We start from the raw sequence: 12,682 nt of genomic DNA, 5'->3' as shown, positions 1-12,682 counted from the left end.
GATTCTCAGTTTAGTAGAGAGAGCTTTATGAAGTTGTGTGTTGTCCGGGGCGGCCGAAGCCGCCCCGGACAAGGGCTTATTCGCCCTTGGTCTTCTGGACGATCTCGTCCGCCACGGCCCGCGGGACCTCGGCGTAGGAGTGGAACTCCATCGAGTAGACAGCGCGACCAGAGGTCTTCGAGCGCAGGTCGCCGATGTAGCCGAACATCTCGGACAGCGGAACCTGAGCACGCACGACCTTCACGCCCGCGGCATCCTCCATCGACTGGATCTGACCACGACGCGAGTTCAGGTCGCCGATGACGTCGCCCATGTACTCCTCAGGAGTACGGACCTCGACGGCCATCAGCGGCTCGAGCAGCACGGGGTTCGCGCGGCGCATGGCCTCCTTGAAGCCCATGGAACCGGCGATCTTGAACGCCATCTCCGAGGAGTCGACGTCGTGCGATGCACCATCGAGCAGGATCGCCTTCACGCCCACCATGGGGTAACCGGCGAGTGCACCGGCTGCCATGGCGTCCTGGAAGCCCTGGTCGACCGGCGAGATGTACTCGCGCGGGATACGACCACCGGTGACCTTGTTCTCGAACTCGTACGTCTTCTCGGCGTCGAGGTCGAGGGGCTCGATCGAGAACTGGATCTTCGCGAACTGACCCGAACCACCGGTCTGCTTCTTGTGCGTGTAGTCGTACTTCTCGACGGCCTTCTTGATCGTCTCGCGGTACGCCACCTGGGGCTTGCCGACGTTCGCCTCGACGCGGAACTCGCGCTTCATGCGGTCGACGAGGATGTCCAGGTGCAGCTCGCCCATGCCCTTGATGGTCGTCTGACCGGTCTCGGGGTTGAGCTCCGTGCGGAAGGTCGGGTCCTCTTCAGCGAGCTTCTGGATGGCGACACCCAGCTTCTCCTGGTCGGCCTTCGTCTTCGGCTCGATCGCGACCTCGATCACCGGCTCCGGGAACGTCATCGACTCGAGGACGACCGGGGCTGCGATGTCGGCCAGGGTGTCACCGGTGGTGGTGTCCTTCAGGCCGATGACGGCGTAGATGTTGCCGGCGGTCAGCGAGTCGACCGGGTTCTCCTTGTTGGCGTGCATCTGGAAGATCTTCCCGATGCGCTCCTTCTTGCCCTTGGTCGAGTTGGTGACCGCGGAGCCGGAGTCCAGGTGGCCCGAGTAGACGCGCACGTAAGTGAGGCGACCGAAGAACGGGTGCACGGCGACCTTGAACGCGAGGGCCGAGAACGGGTCCTTCGCGTCGGGGTGACGCTCGATGATCTTCTCCTCGTCCTTCGGGTCGTGCGCCTCGATGGCACCGACGTCGAGGGGGTTGGGGAGGTAGTCCACGACAGCATCCAGCATCGGCTGAACGCCACGGTTCTTGAACGCGGAACCGCACAGGACCGGGTAGATCTCGCTGGCGACCACGAGCTTGCGGATCGCGCCCTTGATCTCGGCGACCGTGAGCTCCTCGCCACCGAAGAACTTCTCCAGCAGCACGTCGTCGGTCTCGGCGACGGTCTCGAGCAGGGTCTGACGGTACTCGTCGGCCTTGTCCTTGAGGTCTGCCGGGATCTCCTGGATCTCGTACGAGGCGCCCATGGTCACGTCACCCTTGGCATCGCCGGGCCAGACCAGTGCACGCATCTCGACCAGGTCGATGACGCCGACGAAGTCGTTCTCGGCACCGATCGGCAGCTGGATGACCAGCGGCTTCGCGCCGAGGCGGTTGACGATGGTGTCGACCGTGAAGTAGAAGTCCGCGCCCAGCTTGTCCATCTTGTTGACGAAGCAGATGCGGGGGACGTTGTACTTGTCGGCCTGACGCCACACGGTCTCGGACTGGGGCTCGACGCCCTCCTTGCCGTCGAAGACGGCGACAGCACCGTCGAGGACGCGGAGCGAACGCTCCACCTCGACCGTGAAGTCCACGTGACCGGGGGTGTCGATGATGTTGATCTGGTTGTTGTTCCAGAAGCAGGTCACGGCGGCAGACGTGATCGTGATGCCGCGCTCCTTCTCCTGCTCCATCCAGTCGGTGGTCGAGGCGCCGTCGTGGGTCTCGCCCAGCTTGTGGTTGACGCCCGTGTAGAACAGGATGCGCTCGGTGGTGGTGGTCTTGCCGGCATCGATGTGCGCCATGATGCCGATGTTGCGGACCTTGCTCAGGTCGGTGAGCACGTCTTGTGCCACAGGAGTGTCCTTATCTTTCTTGCAGTTCTGACTTGCAGGAATTCTGCGAGGAGAGGGAGGGTGCCCGCCTCCGGCATCCGTTTTCGCGGATGCCGGAGGCGAGCGGGGCTGTTACCAGCGGTAGTGAGCGAACGCGCGGTTCGACTCGGCCATCTTGTGCGTGTCCTCACGGCGCTTGACCGCGGCACCGAGACCGTTCGAGGCGTCCAGGATCTCGTTCTGCAGACGCTCGGTCATCGTCTTCTCACGACGACCCTTCGCGTAGCTGACGAGCCAGCGCAGCGCGAGGGTGTTCGCGCGGTGCGGCTTGACCTCGACCGGAACCTGGTAGGTCGAGCCACCGACGCGGCGGCTGCGGACCTCGAGGGTGGGGCGCACGTTGTCGAGCGCCTTCTTGAGAGTGGCGACAGCGTCCTCGCCGTTCTTGGCGTGGACGCCGGCGAGGGCGCCGTACACGATCGACTCGGCGAGCGACTTCTTGCCGTCGACGAGGATCTTGTTCACGAGCGACGTGACGATCGGAGCGCCGTATACCGGGTCGTTGACGACGGGGCGCTTGGGGGCTGGTCCCTTACGAGGCATCTAACTCAACCCTTCTTCGCGCCGTAGCGGGAACGAGCCTGCTTACGGTTCTTGACTGCCTGGGTGTCCAGGGCGCCGCGGACGATCTTGTAACGCACACCGGGGAGGTCCTTGACGCGACCGCCGCGGACGAGCACGAGGGAGTGCTCCTGCAGGTTGTGGCCCTCACCGGGGATGTACGCGGTGACCTCGGTGCCGTTGCGGAGCTTCACACGAGCGACCTTGCGCATCGCCGAGTTCGGCTTCTTCGGGGTGGTGGTGTAGACGCGGGTGCATACCCCGGCCTGCTGCGGGTTCGACTTCAGGGCGGGCGCCTTGGTCTTGGTGACCTTGGGCGAGCGACCCTTGCGAACCAACTGCTGAATGGTTGGCACGTTCTCTCCTAGTTGTGCTGCACGGTGACAGCGCGATGGATTCACATCAGACCCACCAGCACGCCGGAATCGACGTGCTTTTTGCGTGATGGGTATGCCGTGGGGGCAGACCGGTATCGGACCGGCGCCCGTGTGCAGGCACGCCGAGACGTGCACACACCTGATCAAGTGTAATGCCGCGTCACATACCGGGTCAAATGGGTGCTACCCGGCGTCGGGGTCGAACGGGGCGTCCAGCGACCGGGTGAGCTCTTCGAGCATCGCCTCGATCTGCGGTTCGACGTACTGCGAGATGGCCGCCTGCACCGACAGCCGGTGCCGGAGCAGGATGCCGCAGATCTCCCGCCCCACCATGTTGGCGTACTCGTCGGCGAGGGTGACCTCCTGACGCAGCGCGGCCTTGGCCTCGTCGCTCAGCGGCGGAAGCGGAGGCAGCTCGGAGCTCTCCTCATCGGCCATCCCGGCGATCGTGAACAGGAACGGCGCCCCTGGCACGGGTTCGGGATCCAGCGGCATCCCCTCGAATTCCGGCGCGAGGTCCTCGCTGGGCCGGTAGCTGCGGGCGCGGTTGCGGGCCGCCTGCTGGTCGAGCTCGCGCTGCAGCATCGGCAGGTTGTGGGCCGTGTAGTCGGCGACCGCATGGTCGACGATCGTCTTGATGCGGGTGGAGAGTCCGTGCTGCACGCCGTGCGGCACATTGCCGCCGATGCCGACCGCGGACAGGATCGGCGAACCGAGGCAGCGCCGGCAGGGCGCGACGCGTCCGCGGTGGGTGGCCGGCTCCCAGCGCGGCACCCAGCGCAGCCAGGCCTCGACGGCCTGGTCGACCTGCGTCTCCAGTGAGCGCTCCACGATTACAGGGTACGGCGATCGCGGAGGGAATCGGGTGATTCCCGTCGTACGGCGACTACTCGTCGTCGCGCTCCCACGGCCAGGTCGGATGCTGAGCACGCGTCCGCCGCAGTGCCACGCCGCCCCACGCGGCGATCGCCGCGGCCAGCAGGATGACCAGGCTCGCCCCGCCCGTGACGAGGTCTCCCGCGGCGGCCAGCGCTTTCACGGGGTCACCGGTTGCGATGAGTGCACCGATCGCCACGACGAGCAGGTGCGCGAGGGCCGTCATCAGGGACGTCACCCACACCGATCGATAGACCGGGCGAGCCAGGCGCACCGCCGCCCATTCGACGCCGGCGAACACGGCGACGGCGGTTGCCATCCCGATCACGCCAGGCCCCTGGCCGAGCCCTGGAACGTCGATGATGTCGGCATCCATCGCGAAGCTCACCGCCCCGAGACCGACGATCGCCAGCGCGAAGAAGCTGATCGTCGAGAGCACCAGCGCCAGGACAGCCGAAACCCCCGCGGACTCGGGCCCGCGGGGGTTCGGCGTGGAGATGTTCGTGACTTACCTCGGAAGTGTCGGGCCGGCCTCGAGCGTGCGCTCGTACTCGCGCTGAGCCTCGGCATTGAGCTCGGACTTGCGGGCGCCGCTGCGGGCCACCCACGCGCCGAACCAGATGGTGAGCTCGCGTCCGAGGACGAAGGCCGCGATCGCGAGCGGCGAGAACAGCTGCTCGTTGACGAGCTCGGCGCCCTGAGCGGCCGTGATCATCCAGAACGGCGCCTCGAACAGCTGACCGAGGATGAAGCCGAAGTAGGTCGCGACACCGACCAGCAGGCCGAAGATGACCCACAGGCCCCAGCGTCCGCGGTTGATGATCGCGCCCAGCAGCCAGAACGAGATGAAGAAGATGACGACCGGCGTCCAGAAGCCCCATGTCGTCAGCGGCGCGAGCGCGGCGTCGCCGATCTCCTCCGCGATGACGTCGCCGTTGATCGCGCCGACCGCGAGCACGACGCCGAGGTACAGCACCGCGAACACGAGCGTGGCGAGCAGGCCGATGAGTCCGGCGGTTCCGCGGTTGCCGCGGTCACGGGGCGGCTCCGGGGCCTGGACGAAGATCGGCTGCATGGCGGCCGGAGCGGCGGCAGCGGCGACGACCGGCTCTGATGGCAGGACGTGCGTCTCGGCATCCCTCGGCTCGTCGTAGACGGAGGTGACCGACGTGGGCTCCTCGGCGACGATGTTCGAACGCTCGTTGATGGCCGCCCCGGCGGCAGCGGCCGCGGCGATCTCGGCGGCCTTGAGGTCGTCGTCGTTGGCGTTGGCGTCGTTGTCGTCGGCCGGGGTCGGAGTCGCGACCGTCGGCGCCTCGCCGCCGGCGATGCCGTCGGGGGCTGCCGGGGTGCCTTCGGGGAGGCTCGTGAACGTCCCCGGGTGCGCCTGCTCCATCTCTTCGAAGGCGGCGAGGTCGGGGTCGACGGCGGGGGCTTCTGCGTCGGCGGCGGGTGCGTCTTCGGCGGGCTCGGATTCGGCGGAGTCGGCGGGCTCGTTCGTCGCAGCGGGGACGTCGGCACCGGCCGCGGCAGCCTCTTCGAGACCGGCCTTGGCGCTGTCGACGACGTCGTTCACGTCAGTCGGCTTCTCGGGCTGGGGAACCTCGGGGTCACTCATGGGGGCGCCTCTCGTCGGATATGTGCACTGCGAGGGTATCGCCGCTCGCCCAGGCGCTCCGGGAGGCGTGCCGACGTGTCGACAGGTCAGGGCGCGAGCTGGCGCAGGCTGCTGCCGACCATCTCGATCACTGCGGGCCCTGCGGGGACCGCGAACCACAGCAGCGCGGCGACGACGCCGGCGCACAGAAGACCGACGATCCAGCTGATCGCCCGGTTGCGCCCTCCCACGCGTGCCGCCATGTGCTGAGAGTACGACTGGCCCGTCCGGCTGGTGGGGTGAAACGCCGTGCGCCCGGTGCGTGCGGTACGTGCGGTGCGTGCGGTGCGTGCGGTGCGTGTCCGGGTTCGTGCGGGTGCTCCCGGCATCCACCCGCCGCAACCCGGACATGCCATACCGGGGTGTCCGGGTTCATGCGGGTCATCGCACCTGTAGCCGCGCCTGGTCGGACATGCCGAACCCGCGGGTCCGGGTTCGGCAGGGTTACGGCACCCGCACGCCCGGAAGACTCCACGCGGCGAAGGCCGGGCCGTCGACGGCCAGCAGCAGCGCACCGTCGGATGCCGAGGCCAGTGTCGCGTCGCCGAACAGCGCCTCGGCGCCGGCGACGACGACAGCACCGGTGGGGAGCTCGACATCCGCTCCCCCGCGCGTGGCGAGAACGAGCACGGATTCCTCCGCCGACTCCCGCACGAACACGATCGTCTCGTCGTCGACGTACAGCCACCGCAGACCGCCGGTCGCGAGCACGGGGTGCTCTCGACGCAGCGCGACGAGCGACCGGTACAGCTCGAGGCGCTCGGCGACGACCGGATCGCTCTCGCTCCCCCATGGCATCGGCGTGCGGCTCGATTCGCCATCCGCACCCGTGAGCCCGAACTCGTCGCCGGCGAACACCACCGGGACGCCTGGGAGCGTCATCGACAAGCCCACCGCGACCGGCACGGTTCCGGGCGCCGCGTTCGTGGCGAACCGCGCCGTGTCGTGGGTATCGAGCGGCTGCATGTTCCCCAGCCGCACCCGCCACGGCATCCCCGCAGTGAACCGCGTCGCGGCATCCACGAAATCACGCGCCGTGTACCGCGGAATCCCGCCCAACGGCTGCGTGAAGAACCAGGGTTCGGTCGTGACCGTGCCATCCCATTCCGCATAGGGAATACCGGACGGAGCGCTCAGCCAGCCCCACAGCGGACGTGTGAACGACGGGTAGGTCATCGCCCCGTGCCATCCATCGCCCTGCAGATCGCTCGCGGCGTCGTTCGTCGACTCGCCCAGCAGGATCGCATCGGGATTCACGCGTCGCACGGTCTCGGCGAAGAGCCCGCGCACCTCGGCGTTCAGGTCGACAGCGCCGAGGCGACCCGTCATGTTCGCCACGTCGATGCGCCAGCCGTCGATCCCGAACGGCGGCTTCAGCCACTTCGCGACGATCGAGTCCTCACCCGTCACGAACCGCTCGCGCAGCTCCGGACTGGACCAGTCGAACTTCGGCAGCGAGCTGTGCCCCAACCAGGACTCGTAGGCGGTGTTCTCGGCATCCGTGAAGTAGTAGTATTCCTGCTCGGGCGCGCCGGGGTGTCCGTACGCCGCCCGGAACCACTCGTGCCGGTCGCCGGAATGGTTGCTGGTGAGATCGCCGATGACACGGATGCCGCGGGCGTGCGCGGCTTCGATCAGCTCGATGTAGGCGGCTTCGCCGCCCAGCAGCGGGTCGATCCGGTCGAAGCTGGACGCGTCGTAGCGGTGGTTCGACGCCGCAGGGAAGATCGGCGTGAGGTACAGCAGGTTCACCCCCAGCGACACCAGGTGATCGAGTCGCTCGGTGATCCCCGGGAGGTCTCCGCCGTAGAACTGGCCGCCGCGGCCCGGCGACACCGGGTCGACCGGATCATCCCAGGATGCCGGGATCGCCCAGTCTGGCGCCTCGTGCTCATCGGCCTGCGCCGACCGGGCGAACCGGTCGGGGAACACCTGATACATGACGCTCTCGTGCAGCCACGCCGGCGGCGCGGGATGCGCGACGAGGGCGAAGTCGTCGTCGTCACGCGTTTCGATCCGATGCAGGCCCGTCTGGTTGAGCCACTGGATGCCGCCGTCGGCATGCAGCAGCACGAAGCGGTACCCGTGCCGCGGGTTGCGCACCGTGATCGGCGCCTCCCACCACTCCCAGCCGTCCGAGACGCCGAGCCTGACGGCATCCGTCCACTCCGGCTCGTGGTCGGGATTGGAGCGGGTGCGCACAGCATCCAGCGGGCCGAGTCCGACCGGAACCCGCAGCCGGACCGTCACCACCTCTCCGAGCACCGGAGCATCGTTCGAGACGAACAGCGGGGACCCGTCGTGGTGCGGCAGCATACTCAGCCCTTCGTGGCTCCGGCGGTCAGACCGCCCACGATGTACTTCTGCAGGAACAGGAACAGGACCATCACCGGGATCGCGGCCATGACCGCACCTGCCGAGAAAGCCGACCAGTCCGCGTATCGCGGGTTCGAGACGAGTTTAGTGAGACCGACGACCAGCGTCTGCTGCTCTGGATCGATCAGGATGACGCTCGCGATCACGTACTCGTTGACGGTTCCGATGAACGACAGCAGAGCGACGACGGCGAGGATGGGCGCCACCAGGGGCAGGATCATCGTGAAGAAGATACGGGCGTGACCGGCGCCGTCGATGCGGGCCGCCTCGTCGAGCTCCTTGGGGATCGTGTTGAAGAACCCGTACATGAGGTAGGTGTTCACTCCGAGCGCGCCGCCGAGGTACACGAGGATCAGGCCCGTGTGCGTGTTGAGGCCGATCGCGGGGAACCAGTCCCCCAGCGTCGACATCAGCAGGAAGATCGCGACCACGGCGAGCAGCTGCGGGAACATCTGCACGACGACGATGGTGACGAGCCCGACCCGTCGTCCGGCGAAGCGCATGCGCGAGAAGGCATATGCGGCGCACGCACCGATGAAGACGGTGACGAGACCGGTGACGACCGCGACGAGCAGGGTGTTCATGAACCACTGCGGGTACGGGTTCTGCGGATCCGTCAGGATGCGCACGTAGCTGTCGATGCCGATCGCGGAGAACAGCTGGTTGGAACCGGTCAGGGTGCCGTTCGGGTTCAGGGATGCCGAGAACACGTACAGCAGCGGGAACAGGGCGAACGCACTCACCACGATGGCCACGACGTGGCGCCATCCGGTGTCCGCGAACCAGGCTCCGAAGCTCCGCCGGCGACGCGAGGCGATGTCAGTGCTCATCTCAGTTCAGCTCCTCGAGTGCCTTGGTCTTGCGGAAGCTGACGATCGAGATCGTCGCCACCACGATGAAGATCAGGATGGTGAACGCCGACGCGAGGCCGTAGTCGCGCGTCTGCCCGGTGAAGGCCACCTTGTAGACCATCGAGATCAGGATGTCGGTGTGCCCGACCGGGATCGACACGTCGCTGAAGCGCGGCCCGCCGTTGGTGAGCATGTAGATGAGGTTGAAGTTGTTGAAGTTGAACGCGAACGACGAGATCAGCAGCGGCGCCACCGTCACGAGCAGCAGCGGCAGCTTGATGCGGCGGAAGACCTGCCACGGATTCGCGCCGTCCATCACGGCGGCTTCGTTGACGTCCTCGGGGATGCCCTGCAGCGCCCCCATGCACACCAGGAACATGTAGGGGAAGCCGAGCCAGAGGTTCACCAGCAGCACCGACACCTTGGCGAGCGTCGGATCCGTCAGCCACGGGATCTCGGCGCCGCCGAGCAGCACCTGGTTGATGAAGCCGAAGCTCTCGTTCATCATGCCGGCCCACACCAGCGCCGACAGGAACGCGGGGAACGCGTACGGCAGGATCAGGATGATCCGGTAGCCGTTGCGGAACCGCATCCGGGTGTTGTTGAACACCAGAGCGAGCAGCAGGCCGAGGAAGAACGTCGTCGCCACCGAGATCAGCGCGAACGCGAACGTCCAGATCGTGACCGAGATGAGCGGTCCGCGGATCGCCTCGTCGGTGACGGCGCGGACGAAGTTGTCGAAGCCGACCGTGATCTGCCAGCCGGGCAGCAGCTCGGTGCCGTCCTCGGCGGTGAAGGCGCCGGTGCCGATGTCGGAGTAGACCTCGCCGGTCTGCGTGTCGACGATCGCATCGGAGGCCTCGTCGTATTCGAGGGTCGAGATGTACAGGTAGCCGCTCTGCCCGTCGGGTGTGCGGATCGCACCGTCGTTGGGGTCGTCGCTGAACTGCACCGACAGCTGCTCGATCTGCTCGGAGCGCGACAGCACATCCGCGAACGTCAGCGTGGTCCAGCCGTCGACCGCGACGGCCTTGTCGCCCTCCATGGTCGCGTCGACCTCTTGAAGGGGCTGCTCCGCCGTGCCGACCGAGGCGTCTCCGCTCTCGGGGTCGGTGACCAGCAGACCGAGGGCGCCGAACTGCTCGACGACCGTGACCGGGTAGGTGGGCGAGTCCTCGACGCGCTCCTGCGCGGAGGCCAGCAGGGACGAGATCGCCTGGTCCTTGTTGCCGTTGTGCCCTGTGCCGTAGTTGGTGAACCCGATGTACCCGGTGTACAGCAGTGTGAACACCTGGAACACGACCAGGAAGATGATGCCCGGCGTGAGGTACTTCGCCGGGACCCGCTTGCGCGAGAAGTAGATGTAGTTGACCAGCACCGTGACAGCGACGACGATGGCGAGCACCAGCCACTCCTGGTGCGTGAAGAGCACGAAGACGGCGTACAGCGCGACGGCGTCCACGATCGCGAGCAGCAGGATCTTCAACAGCATCCAGCCGATGCTTCCGGATGCGGCCTCGGCGATCTGCGCGGCCTGGCGCTGGCGTTTTGTCGGCGGCGTTGCCGCCTCGTCGACCTCGACGGTGTCAGTCATGTCTTCCCCGTGGTGAAGCCGTCGGGGCGGACGCGTGGTCCGCCCCGACGGGATTGCACTTCGTTACTTGATGGCGGCGGTGACGTCGTCGACGAGCTTCTGCCACGTCGCGGTCGGGTCCTCGCCGTTGATGATCGCTGCTTCTGCGACACCCCAGTACTCCCACACCGAGCCCATGGCCGGGATGGCGGGCATCGGGACGGCGTCCTCGCCGACGGTCTGGAAACCGGCGATGATCGGGTCGGATGCCGCGGCATCCGCTGCTGCCGTCAGAGCCGGGAGGATGTTGCCGGTCTCGAACAGCTCGAGCTGGACGTCCTCGGTGCCGATGTAGTTCACCAGGAAGTCGTTCGCTGCGACCTTGTTCTTCGACTCGGCGCTGACGAAGAAGCCCTTCACGCCGGCGAACGGCGATGCCACCTCAGCGGTCGGGCTGGGGATCGGGTCGATCGCCACGTTGATGCCGCCGTCCTCGGCTGCACCGACGTTCCACGGACCGGTCAGCCAGAAGGCTGCGGTGCCGTCGAGGAACTGCTGCTTGGCGATCTCACCGTCGATGTCGGTGTTGAAGTTGCCGGCCGCACCCTGCGCGCCGAGCCACGTGGCGAAGGCGAAGCCGCCCTCGCTGCCGAGCTGCAGGTCGGTCGGGTCGTAGCTGCCCGACTCGTCGGTGCCGAACACCGGAGCGCCGAACGCGGTCTGGTACGGGTACAGGTGGTACGGGTTGCCCTCGGCACCCTGCTCCACGACGAACTTGCCCTTGGCGAGCATGTCGTCCCAACTGGTCGCCGCCTCTGGCACGAGGTCCGCGTTGCGCAGGATCGCGATGTTCTCGACCGCGTACGGGAGCATGTAGGTGGTGCCTTCGTAGGTGGAGGCCTGCAGGGCGACCGGGAGGTAGTCCTCGGCGGAGTCGCCGAGCTCGAGCGGGGCCACGGCGCCGTTGGTGGAGAGCTCGCCGAGCCAGTCGTGCGCGCCCATCGTGATGTCGGGGCCCTTGCCGGTCGGAACCTGCTGGATGAAGTCGTCCTTGATGGTGTCGACGTCCTTGGAGACGATCTCGACCTTGACGCCGGTCTTCTCCTCGTACGCCTCGGCCGCTCCGGCCAGGGCGTCGACGCGCTCGGCATCCACCCAGACCGTCAGAGTTCCGGTGCTCTCTTCGCCAGAGCCTTCTTCCGGGGTGCTGCCGGTCGCGCAACCGGCCAGCGTCAGCGTGGAAACCATAGCGATCGCGCCGAAGGCGACGATGCCCCTCTTGTTCACCTTCATTGGTGTGTGCCTCTCTGAGTGCTGATGGCCTGCAGGACTGCAAGCGCTTACAGTATGCAACGAAATCGGCCGTTCTTGCAACGACCGATCGCCTCCGATCCGCCTGGGACCGTACCCAGCCGAGTGTTTCCGGGCTGGAAGCGTTTCCAAGAGTTCGTCGGATCGACAGGCTCGCTACACTTCCTGTATGGCTGACAGCTCTTTTGACATCGTCTCCAAGGTCGACCACCAGGAGGCCGAGAACGCTCTGAACCAGGCCCGCAAGGAGGTCGAGCAGCGCTACGACTTCAAGGGCACCGACGCCTCGATCGCGTGGAGCGGCGAGCAGATCCTCATCAAGGCCAACTCCGAAGAGCGCGCGAAGGCCGTGCTGGACGTCTTCCAATCCAAGCTCATCAAGCGCGGCATCTCGCTGAAGAGCCTCGACGCCGGCGAGCCGTTCGCGAGCGGCAAGGAGTACCGCATCGTCTCGTCGCTCAAGGACGGCATCTCCTCCGAGAACGCGAAGAAGATCAGCAAGATCATCCGCGACGAGGGCCCGAAGGGCGTGAAGAGCCAGATCCAGGGCGACGAACTGCGCGTGCAGTCCAAGAGCCGCGACGACCTGCAGTCCGTGATCGCGCTGCTCAAGGGCTCGGACCTCGACGTCGACCTGCAGTTCATCAACTACCGCTGAAGCATCCGGACGCCGGCATCCCGACGGATGCCGGCGTTCGTCCTTTCCAGGGACTGCGCCGGCGCCGGTCGGGTCACACCTGACGCGGATTGATCGGACCCAGGAATCCCATACTGATATACGGGTCGAGATCCGAGAAGCTGGTAGGCGGTGCCTCTTCTGATCGGGGGGTCAGAAGGCTTCTCCGGTGGGGAACGAGAGGGGCTTCCGGC

Annotated in this window: 12 protein-coding genes; 1 reads left to right on the top strand and 11 read right to left on the bottom strand. The window is 66.8% G+C overall.

The annotated features are described in order from the left end of the window. Positions 1 to 76 precede the first annotated feature (76 nt). From fusA to ACI7YT_RS03770, 11 genes are all read right to left on the bottom strand, one after another. Positions 77 to 2,191: an elongation factor G gene (gene fusA / locus ACI7YT_RS03820; protein ID WP_406249163.1), complete on the bottom strand. Its 2,115-nt coding sequence runs from the start codon at positions 2,189 to 2,191 to the stop codon at positions 77 to 79. A gap of 111 nt (positions 2,192 to 2,302) precedes the next feature. Beyond that, on the bottom strand, positions 2,303 to 2,773 hold the full coding sequence (rpsG, locus tag ACI7YT_RS03815; protein WP_264156984.1) for a 30S ribosomal protein S7: 471 nt from the start codon (positions 2,771 to 2,773) through the stop codon (positions 2,303 to 2,305). A gap of 5 nt (positions 2,774 to 2,778) precedes the next feature. After that, positions 2,779 to 3,147: a 30S ribosomal protein S12 gene (rpsL, locus tag ACI7YT_RS03810; RefSeq protein WP_017201609.1), complete on the bottom strand. Its 369-nt coding sequence runs from the start codon at positions 3,145 to 3,147 to the stop codon at positions 2,779 to 2,781. Between the two features lie 204 nt (positions 3,148 to 3,351). Then, positions 3,352 to 3,999, bottom strand: coding sequence for a spermidine/putrescine ABC transporter substrate-binding protein (locus tag ACI7YT_RS03805; RefSeq protein WP_406249162.1), 648 nt, complete (start codon positions 3,997 to 3,999; stop codon positions 3,352 to 3,354). A gap of 55 nt (positions 4,000 to 4,054) precedes the next feature. Further along, entirely contained in the window at positions 4,055 to 4,483 is a 429-nt protein-coding gene (locus tag ACI7YT_RS03800) for a hypothetical protein (protein ID WP_406249161.1), read from the bottom strand. Between the two features lie 69 nt (positions 4,484 to 4,552). Continuing rightward, entirely contained in the window at positions 4,553 to 5,662 is a 1,110-nt protein-coding gene (locus ACI7YT_RS03795; RefSeq protein ID WP_406249160.1) for an ABC transporter, read from the bottom strand. An 86-nt stretch (positions 5,663 to 5,748) separates the two neighbouring features. Next, complete coding sequence (locus ACI7YT_RS03790; protein ID WP_406249159.1) at positions 5,749 to 5,904, bottom strand: hypothetical protein; 156 nt, start codon at positions 5,902 to 5,904, stop codon at positions 5,749 to 5,751. Positions 5,905 to 6,145: 241 nt separating this feature from the next. Then, positions 6,146 to 8,017: a glycoside hydrolase family 13 protein gene (locus tag ACI7YT_RS03785; protein WP_406249158.1), complete on the bottom strand. Its 1,872-nt coding sequence runs from the start codon at positions 8,015 to 8,017 to the stop codon at positions 6,146 to 6,148. 2 nt (positions 8,018 to 8,019) lie between these two features. Continuing rightward, the gene (locus tag ACI7YT_RS03780; RefSeq protein WP_406249157.1) at positions 8,020 to 8,907 is read right to left on the bottom strand and encodes a sugar ABC transporter permease; all 888 of its coding nucleotides are present in this window, start codon (positions 8,905 to 8,907) and stop codon (positions 8,020 to 8,022) included. Between the two features lies 1 nt (position 8,908). Beyond that, entirely contained in the window at positions 8,909 to 10,522 is a 1,614-nt protein-coding gene (locus ACI7YT_RS03775; RefSeq protein ID WP_406249156.1) for an ABC transporter permease subunit, read from the bottom strand. 63 nt (positions 10,523 to 10,585) lie between these two features. Continuing rightward, positions 10,586 to 11,794 (bottom strand): extracellular solute-binding protein, encoded by a 1,209-nt coding sequence (locus ACI7YT_RS03770; RefSeq protein ID WP_406249155.1) that lies wholly within the window; start codon positions 11,792 to 11,794, stop codon positions 10,586 to 10,588. A gap of 187 nt (positions 11,795 to 11,981) precedes the next feature. On the opposite strand from ACI7YT_RS03770, the gene ACI7YT_RS03765 reads away from it, so the two are divergent. Continuing rightward, positions 11,982 to 12,470, top strand: coding sequence for a YajQ family cyclic di-GMP-binding protein (locus ACI7YT_RS03765; protein ID WP_264156975.1), 489 nt, complete (start codon positions 11,982 to 11,984; stop codon positions 12,468 to 12,470). Positions 12,471 to 12,682: the final 212 nt, after the last annotated feature.

It is taken from the genome of Microbacterium sp. M, from assembly GCF_045181065.1.
In the GTDB taxonomy this organism is placed as follows: domain Bacteria; phylum Actinomycetota; class Actinomycetes; order Actinomycetales; family Microbacteriaceae; genus Microbacterium.
This window is presented reverse-complemented; position numbering and strand designations above follow the sequence as displayed.

What these genes read in the sequence shown, in the direction of transcription:
- ACI7YT_RS03780 (WP_406249157.1), bottom strand. Translation starts at nt 8,907, where the DNA reads ATGAGCACTGACATCGCCTCGCGTCGCCGGCGGAGCTTCGGAGCCTGG.
- ACI7YT_RS03775 (WP_406249156.1), bottom strand. Translation starts at nt 10,522, where the DNA reads ATGACTGACACCGTCGAGGTCGACGAGGCGGCAACGCCGCCGACAAAA.
- rpsG (WP_264156984.1), bottom strand. Translation starts at nt 2,773, where the DNA reads ATGCCTCGTAAGGGACCAGCCCCCAAGCGCCCCGTCGTCAACGACCCG.
- ACI7YT_RS03790 (WP_406249159.1), bottom strand. Translation starts at nt 5,904, where the DNA reads ATGGCGGCACGCGTGGGAGGGCGCAACCGGGCGATCAGCTGGATCGTC.
- ACI7YT_RS03795 (WP_406249160.1), bottom strand. Translation starts at nt 5,662, where the DNA reads ATGAGTGACCCCGAGGTTCCCCAGCCCGAGAAGCCGACTGACGTGAAC.
- ACI7YT_RS03770 (WP_406249155.1), bottom strand. Translation starts at nt 11,794, where the DNA reads ATGAAGGTGAACAAGAGGGGCATCGTCGCCTTCGGCGCGATCGCTATG.
- ACI7YT_RS03785 (WP_406249158.1), bottom strand. Translation starts at nt 8,017, where the DNA reads ATGCTGCCGCACCACGACGGGTCCCCGCTGTTCGTCTCGAACGATGCT.
- ACI7YT_RS03765 (WP_264156975.1), top strand. Translation starts at nt 11,982, where the DNA reads ATGGCTGACAGCTCTTTTGACATCGTCTCCAAGGTCGACCACCAGGAG.